Annotated in this window: 16 protein-coding genes; 12 read left to right on the top strand and 4 right to left on the bottom strand. The window is 30.1% G+C overall.

The annotated features are described in order from the left end of the window. Positions 1-6: 6 nt before the first annotated feature. The 3 genes from Q3304_RS11790 to cls all read right to left on the bottom strand — a co-directional run bounded on the left by Q3304_RS11790 (position 7) and on the right by cls (position 4206). Positions 7-1893, bottom strand: coding sequence for an NADH-quinone oxidoreductase subunit NuoF (locus Q3304_RS11790; protein ID WP_054271850.1), 1887 nt, complete (start codon positions 1891-1893; stop codon positions 7-9). Between the two features lie 16 nt (positions 1894-1909). Continuing rightward, on the bottom strand, positions 1910-2407 hold the full coding sequence (locus Q3304_RS11785; protein WP_003416946.1) for an NAD(P)H-dependent oxidoreductase subunit E: 498 nt from the start codon (positions 2405-2407) through the stop codon (positions 1910-1912). Positions 2408-2724: 317 nt separating this feature from the next. Then, a complete protein-coding gene (cls, locus tag Q3304_RS11780; protein ID WP_054271849.1) occupies positions 2725-4206 on the bottom strand; it encodes a cardiolipin synthase in 1482 nt (493 codons plus the stop codon). A gap of 317 nt (positions 4207-4523) precedes the next feature. Here cls and Q3304_RS11775 point away from each other — a divergent pair, with 317 nt between their 5' ends. The 12 genes from Q3304_RS11775 to Q3304_RS11720 all read left to right on the top strand — a co-directional run bounded on the left by Q3304_RS11775 (position 4524) and on the right by Q3304_RS11720 (position 19259). Next, on the top strand, positions 4524-5294 hold the full coding sequence (locus Q3304_RS11775; protein WP_054271848.1) for a formate/nitrite transporter family protein: 771 nt from the start codon (positions 4524-4526) through the stop codon (positions 5292-5294). Between the two features lie 272 nt (positions 5295-5566). Next, positions 5567-6481 (top strand): UDP-N-acetylmuramate dehydrogenase, encoded by a 915-nt coding sequence (murB, locus tag Q3304_RS11770; RefSeq protein ID WP_054271847.1) that lies wholly within the window; start codon positions 5567-5569, stop codon positions 6479-6481. Between the two features lie 3 nt (positions 6482-6484). Continuing rightward, positions 6485-7201, top strand: coding sequence for a PHP domain-containing protein (locus Q3304_RS11765; RefSeq protein ID WP_054275752.1), 717 nt, complete (start codon positions 6485-6487; stop codon positions 7199-7201). 27 nt (positions 7202-7228) lie between these two features. Further along, a complete protein-coding gene (gene rapZ / locus Q3304_RS11760) occupies positions 7229-8086 on the top strand; it encodes an RNase adapter RapZ (protein ID WP_054271845.1) in 858 nt (285 codons plus the stop codon). Between the two features lie 11 nt (positions 8087-8097). Continuing rightward, the gene (gene yvcK, locus Q3304_RS11755; protein WP_161803422.1) at positions 8098-9204 is read left to right on the top strand and encodes a gluconeogenesis factor YvcK family protein; all 1107 of its coding nucleotides are present in this window, start codon (positions 8098-8100) and stop codon (positions 9202-9204) included. A gap of 68 nt (positions 9205-9272) precedes the next feature. After that, complete coding sequence (locus Q3304_RS11750; protein WP_003416968.1) at positions 9273-9698, top strand: NUDIX hydrolase; 426 nt, start codon at positions 9273-9275, stop codon at positions 9696-9698. Positions 9699-9714: 16 nt separating this feature from the next. Then, positions 9715-10665, top strand: a complete 951-nt coding sequence (whiA, locus tag Q3304_RS11745) for a DNA-binding protein WhiA (RefSeq protein WP_054271843.1) — start codon at positions 9715-9717, stop codon at positions 10663-10665. A gap of 153 nt (positions 10666-10818) precedes the next feature. Next, a complete protein-coding gene (locus tag Q3304_RS11740) occupies positions 10819-14388 on the top strand; it encodes a DNA polymerase III subunit alpha (RefSeq protein ID WP_054275750.1) in 3570 nt (1189 codons plus the stop codon). 208 nt (positions 14389-14596) lie between these two features. Next, complete coding sequence (pfkA, locus tag Q3304_RS11735; protein WP_054271841.1) at positions 14597-15556, top strand: 6-phosphofructokinase; 960 nt, start codon at positions 14597-14599, stop codon at positions 15554-15556. A gap of 51 nt (positions 15557-15607) precedes the next feature. Beyond that, complete coding sequence (gene pyk / locus Q3304_RS11730; RefSeq protein WP_407814428.1) at positions 15608-17368, top strand: pyruvate kinase; 1761 nt, start codon at positions 15608-15610, stop codon at positions 17366-17368. A gap of 174 nt (positions 17369-17542) precedes the next feature. After that, positions 17543-18901, top strand: a complete 1359-nt coding sequence (gene rlmD / locus Q3304_RS11725) for a 23S rRNA (uracil(1939)-C(5))-methyltransferase RlmD (RefSeq protein ID WP_407814429.1) — start codon at positions 17543-17545, stop codon at positions 18899-18901. A 211-nt stretch (positions 18902-19112) separates the two neighbouring features. Then, on the top strand, positions 19113-19259 hold the full coding sequence (locus tag Q3304_RS11720) for a hypothetical protein (RefSeq protein ID WP_167640151.1): 147 nt from the start codon (positions 19113-19115) through the stop codon (positions 19257-19259). A 191-nt stretch (positions 19260-19450) separates the two neighbouring features. On the opposite strand, the gene Q3304_RS11715 is transcribed toward Q3304_RS11720, so the two are convergent. Next, positions 19451-20407 carry a GGDEF domain-containing protein gene (locus tag Q3304_RS11715; RefSeq protein ID WP_407814430.1) on the bottom strand — a complete coding sequence of 319 codons (957 nt, stop codon included), beginning with the start codon at positions 20405-20407 and terminating at the stop codon, positions 19451-19453. Positions 20408-20878: the final 471 nt, after the last annotated feature.

Genomic DNA, 20878 nt, shown 5'->3' with positions numbered 1-20878 from the left:
AATAAGTTATTTCTTGATTATAGCGTTAAATGTACAATTATCTATACAAGCACCACATTTTAGACACTTAGAAGTATCTATTGTATGTTGTTCCTTAACAGAACCTGTTATACAACCAGCAGGACACACTCTAGAACATTTTGTACAACCCTTACAAGCATCTGTTATAAAGTAAGAAAGTAAGTTTTGACATTTGCCAGCAGGACATTTCTTATCTACAACGTGAGCTATATACTCATCTTTGAAATATTGAAGAGTACTTAAAACAGGGTTTGGAGCAGCTTTACCAAGACCACATAATGAAGCAGTTTGTATAGTTTCAGCAAGGTTTTCTAGGTCATCTAAATCTTGTAGAGTACCATTACCTTCTGTAATTTTAGTTAATATCTCTAATAATCTTGTAGTACCTATACGACAAGGAGTACATTTACCACAAGATTCTTCAACAGTAAACTCAAGGAAGAACTTGGCTATATCTACCATACAGTCAGATTCATCAAGAACAAGCATACCACCAGAACCCATCATTGAACCTATAGAGCTTAATGAACCAAAGTCTATAGGGATGTCTAAATGCTCAGTTGGTATACATCCACCAGATGGACCACCTGTCTGAACTGCCTTGAATTGTTTACCTTCAGGGATTCCTCCACCAATTTCAAATACAATATCTCTTAAAGTAGTACCCATTGGAACTTCAACAAGCCCTACATTTTCCACTTTTCCACCAAGAGCAAAGACTTTAGTACCACTAGAATCTTCAGTACCTAAGTTAGCAAACCAGCTTCCGCCATTCAGTATGATTGCTGGTATATTGGCAAAAGTTTCAACATTGTTTAAGCAAGTAGGAGATTTCCATAAACCACTCTTAGAAGAACTATAAGTCTTCATTCTAGGTTCACCACGTCTACCTTCAATTGAATGCATTAAAGCTGTACCTTCACCACAAACGAAAGCTCCTGCACCGTATTTTAATTCTAGTTTAAAGTTAAATCCAGTACCTAATATATTTTCACCAAGTAAACCGTATTTTTCAGCTTGAGCTATAGCTACTTTTAATCTTTCTATAGATTTTGGATATTCTGCTCTTATGTATATGTAACCTGTATCAGAGCCTATAGCATATCCGCATATTGCCATAGCTTCTAGTACACTGTGAGGGTCACCTTCAAGTACTGATCTATCCATAAATGCACCTGGGTCACCTTCGTCAGCATTACAAACAACAAATTTTTTATCTGTTGGGCCAGCAGGATTTTTTGAAGCAGCTTCCCATTTAGAACCAGTAGGGAAACCAGCACCACCTCTACCACGAAGACCAGAAGTTTTTACTTCTGCAATAACTTCTTGAGGAGTAAGAGAAGTTAAACATTTGCCTAGAGCTAAATAACCATCATTGGCAATATATTCTTCTATGCTATCTGGGTCAATAAGTCCACAGTTTTTTAAAGCTATACGTAATTGTTTTTTGTAGAAAGACATTTCTTCTTGCTCTTCTACTTTTTTGCTTAAAGATTCTTCTTCATATAATAATTCCTCAACAACTGTATTTCTAATTAAGTGACTTTGAACTATCTTTTCAGCATCTGATGGTTCAACCTTCACGTAGAAAACGTTATCAGGATAAACTTTTACGATAGGACCTTGAGCACAGAAGCCAAAACAACCTGTCAAACGAACAGTAACTTTGTCTTGGATTCCTGATTTTTTTATTTCATTTTCTAATTCACTAACTATTTCCATACTGTTTGAAGATGTACATCCAGTATCACAACAAACAAGTAATTCTCTTCTTAATACATTTTCCTTAGAATAATTTTTTCTTAAGCTAAGATTAGGTTTCAGCTCATCAGCTAAAACTTTTAATTCATCAAATGAATTTACTTTACGCATTATTTATTCACCCCTCTTAACAATTCAATTCTAATTCTCTATAAGTATCTAATATTTCACTTACTTGGTCAGGTTTTACCTTACCATAAACTTTACCATTTACAGTAACAACTGGAGCTAAACCACATGCCCCCAAACATCTTAAACCTTCTAAAGAAAATTTAAAATCACTAGTAGTTTCTCCAACTTTTATACCAAGTTGTTTTTCAAAAGCACTTAATATTTTATCAGCACCTTTTACAAAACATACAGTACCTAGACAGACACTGATTTTATACTTACCTACAGGTTCTGTAGTAAAATAAGAATAGAATGTAACAACCCCATATACCTTTGCAGGAGCTACTCCAAGTTTTCTAGCAACATGAAGCTGAACTTCTTTTGGAAGATATCCAAATATACCTTGTGCTTCATGTAGAACTTGTATTAACGCACCTTCTTTTGTTGCAAGAGAGTCAATAAATATATCTAGTTCGTCAAATAATTGCTTGTTGTGTGAAATAAAATCGCACATAACAAATCCCCCTTTTCTTTTTAAAGTTATTATTTCTCAAAAAATAATTAACCATGAGTTGACCCCAACCTTATGTTGGTGAACAAAACCAAAACAATAAAGAAAGAACAATATACAACAATTTCTTTATTCATAAAAACAATGCAAAAAAGTTACCTATCAAAAATAAAAACTATACTAGTCTATTATAATATAAAATAATTCAGAATAGTTAAAAAAAATAAAAAAAATGAACTAAATTCAATAAAAAAAAAATAATATATATAAAAAACTTTAAAAAATAAACCGGAATGTAAAATTTTTATAAAATAAAAGATTTATAAAACTGCTGATAATAGTCTAGAAATTGATTCCTTGATTTTTATATAAGTAGACCTAGAATTATATATATCTAATGTTATTTCTTTTGAATTTAAAATATCATTTTCAAATATAATTCTTTGTTCCAGTGCTTTTTTTGAAGAATACATAAATGCATTTACTTCAAAATTAAGTTCGAAACTTCTTATATCCATATTGGCTGTTCCTATAGAGCAGATAGAGTCATCTATAACTATTGTCTTAGCATGTAAAAATGCATTTTGACCGTAAGTATAAATTTTAGCTCCAAAGTTTAAAAGTTCTCCAGCATATGAATATGATGCCCAGTATACAAAAGGATGGTCAGGTTTAGAAGGAATCATAATTCTTACATCAACACCAGATAAACAAGCTATTTTTAAAGTATCTATAAATGTTGCATCAAGTATTAAATAAGGACTCTGTATATATATATACTTTCTAGCTTTCTGAATCATTTTAAGGTAACCATATTTAATTTCGTCAAGCTCTGATATATCTGGACCACTTGATACTATCTGAATCCCAATATTTTCAGAAGGATGATTAGAGTTTGTTTCTTCTTCTATAAAGTACTTCTCTAAGTCTAAATCTTCTTTAGTTGTGTATCTCCAATCAAGGATAAATCTCATATTTAGGTCAATTACACAATCACCAGTAAGTTTGGTATGTGTATCTCTCCATAGACCAAATTTTGGATTTCTACCTAAATACTCATCACCAACATTATATCCACCTACAAATCCTACTTTACCATCAATGACAACAATTTTTCGGTGATTTCTATAGTTTAAGTTAAAGTTTACGATTTTTAAGAATGATGGAAAGAAACTTCCAACCTTAACACCACTTTCTTTAAGCCTAGAAAGTGTACTATTCTTTAGTGTTCTACCACCAACGGCGTCAAATAAAAGTCTTACCTCGACACCTTCTTTAGCTTTAGCTACTAGAATGTCGATTATTTCAGTTCCGATTTTGTCATCTTTGAAAATGTAAAATTGTATGTTTATATATTTTTTAGCCTTTTTAAGTTCTTCAAGAAGACTGTTAAAAAATTGACTAGACTCAGCATAAATCCACACATCGTTATTATTGGTATAATGAGCATTATTTGAGTTAGCTAATGCATAAATCATATCCTTATGTTGATGTATATCTGAATCAATTTCAGAAGTAGACTGTAACTTAACCTGAGTATCTAGGATGTTACTTTTGATTATCTTATCGTCCTTTTCTTTTAATCTAAACATATTGTTTTTTGAAATGTTTCTACCAAAAGCTATATAAAGTATGAATCCAAGTGCAGGGATTAACACTAATATAAGAAGCCATGTTAGAGTTGTATTTATGTTTCTTTTTTCCCTAAAGATAAGGTTCAGTATAACCATGAAATTAATTATATATATTGTAGTAACTGCTATTTCATATATTGACATTTCGAAAAATGATATATCAAACATAAAATTTCCTCCTTCAAATATTTATTAAAATAAGTAATTATATATAATAACACAAACATATATCTATTATATATAATACCTCAACAATAAAAAAGTAAAATAAATAATCGAGAGGTAAATTTTTCAAATTCAATATAAATTATTTCGAAATTAACAAAGTTGGTATATAATAAATAGTATAATTATATGAGACAGCTATATATATGCATATAGTATATTTTTTATGTTAATAAAATTTATTATATATCATATTGTTATTATATAATTATTGCCATAAAAAGACAAGGAAAAGTATAATTTTTAAGGGGGAAGGATTTATGAGTAAAGGATTCTTGACACCTGGGGAAACAGCACAAGCAACAATAAGTGCTGGCATCAAAAAAGCGAATATTTCAACACAAAATGCAATTTTATTAGGTTTATTTGGAGGAGCATTTATAGGGTTAGGGGCATTGGGAAGTATGATAGTTAGTCAGACTTTTGCTAAGATAGACCCAGGGGTAGCTAGTTTTTTAAGTGCTATGATATTTCCAGTAGGTCTTATGCTTGTAGTGGTAGCAGGAGCAGAGTTATTCACTGGAAATACTTTAATGCTTATTCCACTTATGGACAAAAAAATAACATTAGGAAAAATGTTAAGAAACTGGGGACTGGTTTATTTTGCAAATTTAGTAGGTTCAGTTTTGTTAGTAGCAATTTTATTTTATTCTTCTACATTGACAGGGGATGTAGCTACAAAAGCTATAGCTGTGGCAGAAGCTAAAGTTAATTCAACTATGGTTTCCATGTTTTTAAAAGGAATACTTTGTAATGTTCTAGTAGTTTTAGCTGTATGGATGGCTACAGCATCACAAGATGTAATTTCAAAGTTAGGTTCATGCTGGACAGTAATAATGTTATTTGTGTTATGTGGATTCCAACATAGCGTTGCAAACATGTTTTTTATACCAATGGGGATGGTATTAGGAGCAAATATAACTATGGTTCAATTCATAACTAATTTAGTATTTGTAACACTTGGAAATATCGTTGGGGGCTCCATAATAGTTGGAGGAATTTATTATCTTTGCTATGTTAAAAATAGTTAGATAAATAATACGAATTAAATTGCCTTTTAAAGCATTGATATCAGTGATATTGATGCTTTTTTTAAATTATTTATATTCTTTTATATGTTGTTATTTTTTTTTTTTTAATTTATTATATATTTATTGAATATAGTTTGTAATTAAGAAACTTAAAATATAAAATCCATATGATAAGCAAAATCATATATTATTGAATATAGTTAATACTATATATTAATGTAATTTAAATAAGAATGACAGCTAAAGTTCAGTATAATTTGGGAGGAAATACAATGAATAATCAAGATATATATGAAAATTTATTAAATATATTAAGTAAAGATGATATAAAGGTTGATGAACCTATGAAAAAGCATATTTCATTTAGAGTAGGAGGACCAGCAGATATATTGGTTAGACCTAGAACAGAAGAGCAATTAAAAAATGTACTTCTTTTGGTGAAAAAGGAATCAATTCCATATTTAATAATTGGAAATGGCTCAAATATTTTAATTAAAGATGGTGGAATAAGAGGCGTTGTAATAGAATTGGCAGATAATTTCAATTCTTATGAGATAAATGATACTAGGATGATTGCTCAGTCAGGAGTTTTATTATCAGTTTTAGGTAAAGCTCTTCAAAAGCAGGAATTAAAAGGATTTGAATTTGCATCAGGAATACCTGGAACATTGGGAGGAGCATTAGCCATGAATGCTGGAGCATATGGTGGTGAAATGAAGGATATAGTAAAGTCAGTAAAATTGATGGATATGGAAGGAAATATATTTGAATTATCAAATGAACAGATGGAATTTGGGTATAGAAAAAGCATAATATCAAAAAATGGCTATATAGCTTTATCCGCAGAATTAGAATTGCAAAAAGGCAATTATGATGAAATAAAAAGTTTAATGGACGATTTGGCAACAAGAAGAATAACTAAACAACCATTAAATTTTGCTAGTGCAGGAAGTACATTTAAAAGACCAACAGGATATTTTGCAGGTAAATTAATAGAAGAAACTGGATTAAGAGGTCTTACTTTGAGAGGAGCACAAGTGTCTGAGAAGCATTGTGGATTTGTAGTTAATAGAGGAGAAGCAAATGCTAAAGATATCTTAGATTTAATATATGTTATAAAAAGTGCTGTATATGCCAAGTTTGGGGTTATGTTGGAAGAAGAAGTCAAAATACTTGGAGAGGATTAACTGATGAAAATACTGGCTGATTATCATACACATACATTATATAGTCATGGAAAAGGGACTATTGAAGACAATGTAAAGGTGGCCATTTCTAAAGGAATAAAGACAATAGGGATATCAGACCATAGTTATAAGCATATTGCATATGGTGTAAAGAAAAAAGATATTCTTAAAATGAGAGAAGAAGTAAACTATTTGAATGATAAATATGGTGATATAAATATACTCTTGGGTATGGAATGTAACATATTAGATGATAAAGGCAATATAGATATGGAAGATAAATTTATTAAAGAATTTGATTATATTATGGCTGGATATCATTTTGGTTCTACTCCAACATCATTCAAAAGTCTATTAAATCATTGTAATAATTATGTATTCAAAACTGAAAAAGCAAAAGAATATAATACAAAAGCTGTAATAAATGCAATGAGTAATAATGATATTTTTATAATTACTCATCCTGGAGATAAAGGCGATGTTTATATAGAAGAAGTAGCAAAGATAGCAAAAAAGACAGATACTAGACTTGAAATAAATAGTAGCCATTCTTTTTTAAATGTGAATCAGTTAAACAAGATAAAAGAGTTAAAAAATACATTTGTAATAGGCTCAGATGCACATTGTCCACAAAGAGTCGGTGACTTTGAACTGGCTATAAAGACTATATTTGATTCTAATCTAGATGTATCATTAGTAGAAAACATTATAATAGAATAAACATAAGATAAAAGGGAGGAGTTAGCAATGAAATTTGTTATAGTTACAGGTCTTTCAGGATCTGGAAAAAGTGAGACAATGAGAGCTTTAGAGGATATGGGATTTTATTGTGTAGATAATCTACCTCCTGCTTTGATAACTAAATTTGCAGAATTATGTTATCAGCCGAATTCAAGTATTGATAAAGTTGCTCTAGGTATAGATATAAGAGGAAGAAAGTTTTTTGAAGCTCTTCATGAAAGCTTAAATTACTTGGAAAAAGAAAATTATGAATATGAAATGGTATATTTGGATTGCAATGATGATGTATTGTTAAAAAGATATAAAATGACAAGAAGAAATCATCCATTGGCAAAAGATATGCAGATTCCAGAAGGTATAAAAATGGAAAGAAAAATAATGGAGCCTTTAAAGGAATTATCCACTTGTATAATTGATACAACTAATATGAAGCCAAAAGACCTTAAAGAAGAAATAAAGAAAATATATTCTTCTGGTGAAGATAATCCAAACTTAACAATATCTGTAGTATCTTTTGGATTTAAACATGGTATACTTGCTGATGCAGATTTAGTATTCGATGTAAGATTTCTTCCAAATCCCTATTATATTGAAGAATTAAGGTCTAAAACGGGTGATGATAAAGAAGTTAGAGACTATGTTATGAATTCTAAAATAAGTGAAGAATTTTATATAAAACTTTTAGATATGATTCATTTTTTAGTGCCTCAATATATAGAGGAAGGAAAACAACATTTAGTAATTGGTGTTGGATGTACAGGTGGAAGACATAGGTCAGTTACTATAACAAATCTTATAGCGGAGGATTTATCTAATAAAGGATATAGGGTTGTAAAGAAACACAGAGACTCTATGTTACGATAATGGAGGCAAACATGGCTAAATTACTTATTATTGTAGGAATTTTAGGTTGGATTGCATTAATTGTATCGTTATTTATATATAAGAAAGCAAAGAATGAAAAAGTAAAATTATTTCAAAGGTCTATTGTTGAAAATAGAGACCCAAATGTGGTTGTGATAGGTGGAGGTACTGGTCAGTCAGTATTTTTAAGAGGTCTTAAACATACTACACAGAATATAACTGCGATTGTTACTGTTGCTGATGATGGTGGAGGTTCAGGTGTACTGAGAGAAGACTTAGGGATGCTACCACCAGGAGATATAAGAAACTGTCTATTAGCACTTGCAAATATAGAACCAACAATGAATGAAGTCATGCAATATAGGTTTACAGAAGGACTTTTGAAAGGTCAGAGTTTTGGAAATCTATTTTTAGCTGCTATGAATGGATTATATGGAAACTTTGAAAAAGCTGTATATAAATTAAGTGAGATTTTTGCTATAACAGGAAGAGTTTTGCCAGTAACTTTAGAAGATGTAAACTTGGTCGCGAAATTGGAGAATGGCAACATAATAAATGGAGAATCTAGCATACCTAAAGAATCAAAAAGTCAGAAAAGCTCTATTGACAAAATTTTCTTAAATCCAAAAGATGTAAAACCATTAAAGGATGTTATTGCTTCTATTTATGATGCTGATATTATAATCATGGGTCCTGGAAGCCTATATACAAGTATAATACCAAATTTGCTTGTAGATGGGATTGTAGATGCAATTAAATCGTCTTTAGCTCCAAAAGTATATATATCAAATATAATGACTCAACCAGGCGAGACAGAAGGTTATAATGTATTAGAACATGTTGAGGCTATAGTAAAGCATACTGATGAAAATTTGATAGATTATGTAATAGCAAATAATGAGATATTACCTGAGGAAATGCTCAACTTATATAGACAAGATGGAGCAGAACAAGTTTTGCTAGATAAAAAGCAAAAAGATAAATTAAAAGATATGGGTATAAGAACTGTAGAAAAGAATTTAATTGAAATAAAAAATAATTATATAAGACATGATGCAAAGTATATATCTAACATAGTTATTGAGTTAGCCCTAAATCATAATTACAACAAAAGTTAGTAAAAAAGGATTTTAAAAAATTGTGTAGAAATCCTTATCATTATGTTAGTTTTAAGGAGTGAACATCGATGAGAGAAGAGGTTAGTGCTGGTGGTGTAGTCCTGTTTGGCAATACGATTCTTTTACTAAGGAAGTTCAATGGAGATTGGGTGCTACCCAAAGGAAAAGTAGAAGAAGGGGAAAATAACCAAGAGGCAGCATTACGTGAAGTAAGTGAAGAAACTGGAGTAAAGGCAGATATATTGAAATATTTAGGTGAAATACATTATACATTCAAAGAAAACTGGGATGAAAACAGAGCAGTTCATAAAACAGTTTTTTGGTATTTGATGCAAGCAAAGAATATGGATACTATTCCACAAAAAGAGGAAGGCTTTATTGATGCCAAATTTATCCATCTAGATAGAGTAGTAGACCTAGCTAGGTACGATGATGAAAAGGAGATAATAAAGGTTGCTTTACAAGAAATAAAAAAAAGGTTAAAGAAAAATTAGTTAATAGGTGATAGAGATGTCTTTTTCAACTGAAACCAAAAATGAACTAGCGAGAATTGTATCTGAGAATGAATGTTGTAATATAGCTGAATTATCAGCTTTAGTCAAATCAGGGGGAAGTATACAAATCGTTGGATATAAAAAGCTAAATCTAAAGATAACAACTGAATTAAATTCGATAGCCCGAAAAGTATTTAAGTTATTAAAAAAGAATTTTAATATTAATACTACAATCTCTGTAAATAAGAATCAAATGTTGAAGAGAAATAACAGTTATGTATTAATGGTAACGAGTGAAATGGGTTCAGAAATATTATTAAAAAAATTAGGTATACTTGAAGATAAAGAAGGATTTTTTACTATAAACAAAATCCCAGATAACTTAATTAAACACGAAGGGTGTAAAAGAGCTTTCATAAGAGGTGCTTTTCTTGGCGGAGGTTCTATAAGTGACCCAGAAAAGAACTATCATATGGAATTTGTGACTAACAATGAGGAGTTTGCAGATTCTTTAAAAGAACTTATAAACTCTTTAGGTTTTAATAGTAAAATTGTGGCTAGAAAAAATAATCATGTTGTTTATATTAAAGAAAGTGAGCAAATATCTGATTTGCTGAGTATTATAGGAGGACACCACGCTCTTTTAAGTCTCCAAAATACTAAAATAGTAAAAGAAATGAGAAATAATGTAAACAGGATAGTAAATTGTGAGACAGCTAACCTTTCTAAAACAGTAAATGCAGCAGTAAGACAAGTGGAAAATATTAAGTTCATACAAGAAACTATAGGAATTAGCAGTTTGCCAGAAAATCTACAAGAAATAGCTAAGATTAGAATTGAGTATGAGGACATGACTCTCAAAGAACTTGGAGAGATGTTAGAGCCACCAATAGGAAAATCTGGTGTAAATCATAGACTTAGAAAAATAGAGGAAATCGCGACAGATTTGAGAAAAAAATCGTTGTAATAAAATGAGGGGACAATCTCAGAATAAGTATTAATTTTTAACATATAATGGGATATGTTGAAGTTAATCCCTATTTTGAGATAAAAGTCTCTGTTTTTGTTTTAAGACATATATTTGTGGTAAAATTAAATTTATAAAACAGGAGGTGATTTAATGAACAAAGATTTTGCTCATCTTCATGTACATACTGAGTATAGTTTACTTGATGGATTTTCGAGGGTGAAAAAACTTATAAAAAGAGCTAAGGAGTTAAATATGAGCTCAATAGCTATCACTGACCATGGTTGTATGTTTGGTGTTATAGATTTCTACAAAACAGCTATGGAAGAAGGAATAAAGCCAATTATAGGGTGTGAAGTTTACACAGCTGCACGTGGGCTTAGAGATAAAGACCCAAACTATGATAAATATCAAGGACATTTAGTCCTATTAGCTAAAAATATAGAAGGTTATAAAAATTTAATAAAAATAGTTTCAACTTCATATGTAGAAGGCTTTTATTATAAGCCTAGAGTTGACATGGAAGAACTTAAAAGACACAATAAAGGGATTATAGCACTTTCTGCATGTCTTGCAGGAGATGTAGCACGTGCTTTAATGAATAGAAATTATGATAAGGCAAAACAATTTGCTATTGATTACAGAGATATATTTGGAGAAGAAAATTTCTTTTTGGAGATTCAAGACCATAATTTGCCTGAGCAAAAAGAAGTAAATTCTGGACTAGTGAAGTTATCAAAAGAGACTGGTATTCCACTGGTTGCAACTAATGATGTTCACTATGTAAATAAGGAAGATTCAAAGATACACGATGTACTTATGTGTATTCAAATGGGAAAAACATTAAATGACCCAAATAGAATGAGATTTGGTAGTGATGAGTTTTATTTGAAATCAAGAGAAGAAATGGAAGAACTATTTCCATATGCATTAGAAGCTATTGACAACACTACGAAAATAGCTGACATGTGTAATGTAGAGTTTGATTTTAATACTATACATCTTCCTAAGTATGATGTTCCAAAAGGATATACACCAGAAACTTACTTAAGGGAGTTATGTTTTAATGGATTAAAAGAGAGATATGATAGTCCTAGTGATGAGGTATTAGAGAGGTTAAATTATGAATTAGATGTAATTGAAAAAATGGGTTATGTGGAGTACTTCTTAATTGTATGGGATTTCATAAATTTCTCTAAAGAAAATAATATTATAGTAGGTCCAGGTAGAGGTAGTGCAGCAGGCTCAATAGTGGCTTATACACTTAAGATAACTGATATAGACCCAATAAAATATTCTCTCTTGTTTGAACGTTTTTTAAATCCAGAACGTATATCTATGCCAGATATAGATATAGACTTTTGTTATGAGAGAAGAGAAGAAGTTATAGATTATGTAAAGAGAAAATATGGTGATGACCATGTCGCACAAATAATAACTTTTGGGACAATGGGTGCAAAAGCTGCAATAAGAGATGTTGGTAGAGTGTTAGATATAGGCTACAATAAAGTTGACAAGATAGCTAAAGAAATTCCTTTTGCTTTAGGGATGACAATAGATAAAGCTCTAGATACAAATCCTAATCTTAAAGAATTGTATGACCAAGACCCTGAAACAAAAGAGATAATAAATATATCTAAACAGATAGAAGGAATGCTAAGACATGCTTCTACTCATGCAGCAGGAGTAGTTATATCAAAAAATCCTGTGGATGAGTATGTGCCTTTATATAAGCATCAAGATGCAATAACAACACAATTTACTATGACGACACTTGAAGAACTTGGTCTTTTAAAGATGGACTTTCTTGGATTAAGAACGCTGACAGTTATAAGAGATACTCTTGACCTAATAGAAAAAAATAGAGTTATAAAAAATTATACAGAAAAAATAGACTTTTCAAAGATGGATTATGATGACCCAAAGGTATATGAGATGCTTTCATCTGGAAATACATTAGGAGTATTCCAGTTGGAGAGTGCTGGTATGAGAAGCTTTATTAAGCAACTAAGACCAGATAACTTTGAAGATATTGTAGCGGGAATATCTCTATTTAGACCAGGTCCAATGGACTCTATACCTGCATATATAAAAAATAAAAGTAATCCAAAAGATGTAACATATCTACATGAAAAACTAAAGCCTATAATGGAAGTAACCTATGGTTGTTTGGTGTATCAAGAGCAAGTTATGCAGGTTGTTAGAGATTTGGGCGGTTATAGTTATGGTCGAAGTGACTTAGTTAGAAGAGCCATGAGTAAGAAAAAGATGGATGTAATGGAAGAAGAAAGACAGTATTTTATTCATGGTAAGTTTGATGAGGATGGTAACATAGAAATTGCAGGCTGCATAAGAAATGGTGTAGAAGAAGAAATAGCTAATAAAATATTTGATGATATGATAGACTTTGCTCGTTATGCATTTAATAAATCACATGCAGCAGCATATGGAGTTTTAGCATATGAGACAGCTTATCTAAAAACATATTATCCAGTTGAATTTATGGCAGCATTAATAACAAGTGTTATGGGAAATACTGACAAGGTAGTTGAGTATATAAGAGAATGTAAAGCATTAGAAATAGATGTATTACCTCCAGATATAAATAAAAGTTTTTCAAAGTTTTCAGTTGAAGGGAATAATATAAGGTTTGGCCTAGCTGCTGTAAAGAATGTTGGTGTAAACATAATAAACAACATAATTGATGAAAGAGAATCTAATGGATTATTTGTAGATTTAGTAGATTTAGTTAAAAGATTAGACCAAAAAGATACAAATAAAAGAGTAATAGAAAGTCTAATAAAATGTGGAGCTTTTGATAACATAAGTGAAAATAGAGCTAGCTTAATGGTTGGTTATGAAAGCTTATTAGAAAGTGTATCTATGGATAGAAAGAAAAATGTTCAAGGTCAAATTTCTCTATTTGATGCTTTTGGAGATAGTGAAGAAGATAATGATTTTCAACAGATATATAGTTTACCTAAAAGGCAAGAGTATGAGGAAAGAGAGAAACTTAACCTTGAAAAGGAAGTGCTGGGAATGTATGTAAGTGGACATCCTTTATCACAATTTGAAAAAGAGTTGCAAGAAAAGACATCTATAGATAATGGAAAATTAAATTCATTAAAAGAGGACGAAGAAGCATATATACAAATGAATGAAACAGATGCCATAATGGGCGGAATGATTGTGAATAAAACTATAAAAACTACAAAGAGAAATGAAATTATGGCATTTATTGAATTAGAAGATTTGTATGGTGCTATAGAAATAGTAGTTTTTCCTCAATTATTACAAAAATACAATGTCATTTTAAATGAAGATAATATAATCTATGTAAAAGGAACATTAAGTATAAAAGAAGGCGAAAATGCAAAACTTATAGCTAGAGAAATAAAAGATATAAACGATAGCACTGATTTTGCAACTAGAAGCTACAATTCAGGAAGAACTAAAAGTATACAAAACATTAAACCAGAAAGTGGTAAAAAATTGTATTTGAAAATAGATAGTATGTCTGACACAGATACAACCAATAATATTGTAGAAATAGCTAAACAACATCCAGGTAATGATAGTATATACCTATATCCTATGGATGAAAATATAAATGGTAAGCGCAAAGCGTATAAAATGACAGGGGTATTGACCTGTATATGCGATGAATTTATAAATAACTTAGAAAAGTTACTTCCTAAAGATAACATAAAAATAAAAGCTTAGTTTTTTGGATAAAAATCTAAATATATTATAATAATATGAAAAATATTGTCCGTTTTGTGATATAATATCACAAAATGGACATTTAAGGACATTTAATTTTTTTAGTCTTGATGGGATTGAAAAATGATATAGGGACAAAAAAAGTCCATTAACATACAATAACAATGATTATAATAAAAAATTGACATAAAATCCAAGGAGGTAAAAAATGAAAACTATAGGATTACTAACAAGTGGAGGAGATGCTCCAGGAATGAATGCTGCGATTAGAGCGGTTGTAAGGTCAGCAATATATTATGGATGCAAAGTATATGGAATCAATAGAGGATATAAGGGATTACTAGAGGAAGATTTAACTGAAATGAACTTATCTTCTGTTGGAGATATCATACACAGAGGAGGAACTATATTAAAATCTTCTAGATGTGAAGAATTTAAAACAGAAGAAGGTAGACTAAAAGCAGTAAAAATTCTTAAAAAGTATAAAATTGATTGTTTAGTTGTAATTGGTGGAGATGGCTCATTTACAGGAGCTCAAAAACTTAGTGACTTAGGATTTCCAGCTATAGGTATACCAGGAACTATAGACAATGATTTAGCATATACAGATTATACTATAGGATTTGATACTGCAATGAATACTATTATAGATGCTATAGGTAAGATAAGAGATACATCATCTTCTCATGAAAGAGTTAATATAGTTGAAGTAATGGGAAGACACTGTGGAGACTTAGCTCTATATGCAGGTCTTGCAGGGGGAGCTGAAACTATAATAGTACCAGAAGTAGAAATTAAAGTGGATGAAGTTGCTTTAAGACTAAAGACTACTCAAAAAAGAGGTAAGAGACATAGTATAATCGTTCTAGCAGAAGGAGTCGGAAGTGCTAGCGATTTAGAAAAAGAACTTAAAAAAGAGTCAGGAGCAGATTTAAGAGTAACTGTATTGGGTCATGTCCAAAGAGGAGGAAGCCCAACTGTATTTGATAGAATACTAGCAAGTAGACTTGGTGTAAGAGCAGTAGAATTATTACTAGATGGAAAATCAGCTAGAGTTGTAGGAATAAAAGAAAATAAGATAATTGATTTAGAAATAAGTGAAGCTTTAGCTCAAAAGAAAGTATTTGATAAAGAAGCTTATGAGATGGCAAAAATATTATCTATATAAGTTTTAGTATTAAAAATAAATCTGTGGAATAATATCTCAGGAGGAGCAAATATGTTAAATAATGTAAAGAAGACAAAAATTGTTTGTACACTAGGTCCAGCATCACAAAGTGAAGAGGTTTTAACTCAACTTATGCAAAATGGTCTAAATGTGTGTAGATTTAACTTTTCTCATGGTTCTCATGAAGAGCATAAGGAAAGAATAGATATGGCGAAAAAAGTTAGAGAAAAATTAAATAAGCCAGTTGCTATATTATTAGACACTAAAGGTCCAGAAATTAGAACAGGTAATTTTGAAGACCCAGAGGTACTTTTAGAAGAAGGACAAAAGTTTACTATAACTATGAAAGACGTTATGGGAACTAAAGAAATGTGTACAGTAAGCTATAAAGGACTTGCTGAAGACGTTAAAGCAGGAGATTCTATATTAATAGATGATGGTCTAGTTGGTTTAAGAGTAAAAGAAATAAATGGGGAAGATATAGTTTGTATTGTTGAAAACTCGGGAATAGTTAAAAATCATAAAGGAGTAAATGTACCTGGTGTTAAGATAAATTTACCAGCAATAACTCCTAAAGATATAAGCGATATAGAGTTTGGGATAGGTCAAGGTATAGATTATATAGCAGCTTCTTTTGTAAGAAAGGCATCTGATGTACTAGCGATAAGAGAAATACTAGAGAACAATAATGCAACTGATATACAAATAATATCTAAGATAGAAAACCAAGAAGGTGTAGAGAACCTAGACGAAATATTAAAGGTTTCTGATGGTATAATGGTAGCTAGAGGTGACTTAGGTGTTGAAATACCTACTGAAGAGATGCCAATAGTTCAAAAAATGATGATAAAAAAATGTAATGAATTAGCAAAACCAGTTGTAACTGCAACTCAAATGCTTGATTCTATGATAAGAAATCCAAGACCAACAAGAGCAGAAGTTACAGATGTTGCTAATGCTATATATGATGGAACAGATGCGATAATGTTATCTGGAGAAACTGCTGCTGGAAAATATCCTGTAGAAGCAGTAAAAATGATGGCTACAATAGCAAAAAGAACAGAAGAAACTTTAGATTATGATAGATTACTAAAGGAAAATGGTACTAACAATGTTACTGTAACAGATGCAATAAGTCATGCAACTTGTACAACAGCAGTAGATTTAAATGCATCAGCTATAATAACATCTACTTCTTCAGGATACACTGCTAGAATGGTATCTAAGTTTAGACCAAAATCTCCAATAATAGCCACTACAAATAATGAAAAGACTATGAATAAATTAGCTCTTACATGGGGAGTTTATCCAGTTAAATCTTCTGTTGCAGGAAATACAGATGAAGTTATAGAAAAAGCAATAGAAGCAGCTAGACAAGCAGATTATATAGATAATGGAGAATTAGTAGTTATAACTGCTGGAGTACCAGTAGGAGTAAGTGGAACTACTAACTTAATAAAGGTACATGTAATAAGTGAAGAAATTGTTCAAGGTATAGGTGTAGGTAATCAAACAGTTGAAGGTAAAGTTCGTATAGTAAAGAATGGTGAGACTTGTATAGATTTCAATGAAGGAGACATACTTGTTTCTACTACTACTGATGCTGAAATGAACAATTATATAGAGAAAGCAGGAGCTGTAGTAACGGAAAATGGTGGAATGACATCACATACAGCTATTGTAGGTATAAACTTAGATATACCAGTTATCGTGTCTGCTACAGATATAACAAATCTAGTAAAAGATGGAGATGTTGTAACTGTGGATGCATCAAGAGGTGTGGTATATAGAGGTTCAACTAGAGTTTTATAGGAAAAATAATAAATTTATTTATCAAGGGGCTTTATAAGCTCCTTTTTTTTTGGTAAAATAAAATATTGTAGCTTAGTAAAAAATATAGTTTAGTTAATAGCAATATTTTAATATAAATTTAAAGAAAAAAGTTTGTAAAGGTTTAAATATAATAGATTGATTGGAGGGTGATTTATGCTTTCGAAAAACGAGGTGTATATTGTAGATATAGTAGACATTGGACAAGGCGGAGTAGGAGTAGGAAAGTACAATGGTATTACAGTTTTTGTAGAGGGCGGATTAATACAAGATAAGGTCAAAGTTAGGATTAATAAATTAAAGAAAAATTATGCTGTAGGAGATATTGTTGAGATAATAGAAAAATCTCCATTTAGAGTAAAAAGAGTGTGTAATGATAATCTTAGGGATTGTGGAGGATGTCAGATACAGGATTTAGATTATAATAAGCAGCTTGAAATGAAAACGAATGAAGTTAAGCAAGTACTTACTAGAATAGGTAAGTTAGAAGATGTAGAAGTTCATGACACTATAGGAATGGAGAATCCATATAGATATAGAAATAAAGCACAATTTCCAATACAAAAGAATGATGGTGTCCCGATTATTGGTTTTTATAAAAAGAAGACTCATGATGTAATATCGACAGAAAAATGCGTAATACAACATGAGATAAATGACAAAATTGTTAAGATAATAAAAACATATATAAGAGCATATAAAGTGAGTATATATGATGAAAAGACTCATACAGGATTAATTAGACATTTGGTAACAAAAATAGGTTTTACAACTAAAGAAGTGATGGTTGTATTAGTGGCTAATGGAAATAAACTTCCATATCTTAAAGAATTAGCTTCTGTACTTAAGGAAAATATACCTGGTTTTAAAACTTTGGTTGTAAATGTAAATCAGAAAGATACAAATGCTATTTTGGGAAGAGAAAATATAGTTATTTATGGTGATGGTAAAATAAATGATTATATAGGCGACTTAATGTTTGAGATTTCACCATTATCATTTTTCCAAGTAAATCCTGTCCAAACCAAAGTATTATATGATAAAGCTCTTGAGTATGCAAATCTAAAGGATACTGATACTGTTTTTGATATCTACTGTGGTATAGGTACAATATCTTTATTTTTGGCACAAAAGGCTAAAAAAGTTTATGGTATAGAAATTATAGAAGACGCTATAAAGGATGCTAAGATAAATGCTAGATTAAACAACATACATAATGCAGAATTCTATGTTGGCAAGGCAGAAGAGGTTGTGCCTAAGATGTATAGTGAGGGTAAAACTGCCAATGTCGTAGTTGTAGACCCACCTAGAAAGGGATGTGACGAAAAAGTCCTAGAAACTATTGTTTCAATGAATCCTGAGAGAATAGTTTATGTTTCTTGTAATCCTTCTACTTTAGCGAGAGATTTAGATTATCTAAATATGCATGGATTTAAATGTGTTGAGGTTCAGCCTGTAGATATGTTCCCTCATTCTACGCATGTGGAAACTGTAGCTAAGATAGTCAAGAAATAGTAATATTTATATAGATGATATATTGTATTTGCCACTGTAATTTAATTTCGGTGGCAAATTTAGTTTATAAATTAAAATTTTAAAATGATAAATTAAGGAACAAAGCTCGTAATCTTATAAAATTTAAGAATGTAAGATATGCACTTTTAAAATGCAATATAGATTATTTTAATATAATATAGATAAATATGGATAGGAGAGAGTAAGAGACATGAAAGATGAGAACGTAAGTTATTTGGGATTGGGATTATGCTTTGGTGTTATTTTGGGTTTAATATTTAAAAATTTAGCTATTGGTCTATCTTTTGGGTTAGTTATAGGAGTAGTATTAGATAGCAATAAAAACAAAACTAAATAAAAAATATTTTAAAAATAAGTAAGATAATTAGAATATGAGTGCAGTTGTTTTTATTATGTTCATTTATTTTCTTAGTATTATACTATTAATATGTTAGATTTGCCACCAGTTCGATACTTTAACGATGTATTGGTGGCAAATTTATTGTCTATTAAGTAAAAATTTCCAGATGGGTTAGAAGCGTATTTGTGCTAAAACCAACTAAAACTTCCTTTATTATTTCTTTTTGAATAATACAAAGCATAATCGGACTGTTTATATAAAGACTGAAAGGTCTCTAAATTATTTTCTAATCTAGATATACCTATAGAGCAAGCGTTGCTACTAGAACACAATTCTAAAACCTTTTTTGCTTTATTTTCAACATCCTCTTTTGATTGATTGCCATATTCAAAAACAGCAAATTCATCTCCACCAAGTCTTCCGATAATAGCATCATTGATAAATACTTTAGTCAAAATTTCTGAAAAATGTATTAGTATCTCATCTCCTCGAATATGACCAAATATGTCGTTTACCTGTTTGAAATTATCCAAATCAAAAATGTAAAAGTAGCCATGTGAAACAGTTTCAAGCATTTCTTTTATATGTACTTCAAAAAAATGTCGATTATATAGTCCAGTCATGAGGTCTTTTTCTGATTTTTGCTTAAACTCATGTGCCATCGCTAATGCTTCTTGTGCTTTTTCAGCTATAGTTTTAGGATAATATTCATCTTTCATTTGGTCAAAATTTGGAATAGAATGGTGTACATGTATAAGTCTAATTATATCACCTGTAACTTTATATACTATTGTAAAGCGAGTATCCATTTCTATATAAACATCTTTTTCTAAATAATCTTTTTCTATAACCCAAAGAGTTCCATATACGATAAAAGTTTCATCTGTGACTTTGACACATGAATACCATTCATCTATAATTTTAAAGTCTATCTGTTCTGATTCTTTTTGGTCTTTTTTAAGATTCATGATAAATTCTTCTAATGATTCATAAAATTCATGTTTTCCTGTTCCAATTAATGTAAGGTTATCATCTAATAAGGAAATAATAAATTTAATACCTTCTTCTTCTGGATTTAAAACATAAATATGCCAAATCTTTTTTGATAAATCATTTAATGTTTTTTGTATTGTATTATCTTCCATGGATTACCCCCTTAAGATTTGCGGTTTATAGTTTTAGTGTATTATAAATTAAGCTATTATTACAATATTATAATATAGAACTAAATAAATTGCATCATATGTAAAGAGAAGTATGTTTTTTATAATGAAATTATTATAGTAAAGTAATCAATTTAATAGAAGTATTACATTTTAAAACTATGAAGAAAAATGGTAAATTAGATTTGAATTTAACTATGAAGAAATAAAATAAATCTAAATGCATTAGTGTTTTAATCTATACTTGAACATAAATAATCTTTATGATATGATGTCAATAATGATACTATGAAAGGAGTGCCTTGATGTCGGAGTTATATAATGGTAACCAACAATTAAATAGTTGGAGACGCATATATTCTGTATAAGCAGAATTTTTAAGTGTATTTTTGATACATTTAATTTGTGTGTCTTATTCTGCCTTTATAGATAACTGACATATGACAACAGATA

Origin of the sequence: Clostridioides sp. GD02377 (assembly GCF_045899875.1) — a bacterium.
Taxonomy (GTDB): domain Bacteria; phylum Bacillota; class Clostridia; order Peptostreptococcales; family Peptostreptococcaceae; genus Clostridioides; species Clostridioides difficile_A.
This window is presented reverse-complemented; position numbering and strand designations above follow the sequence as displayed.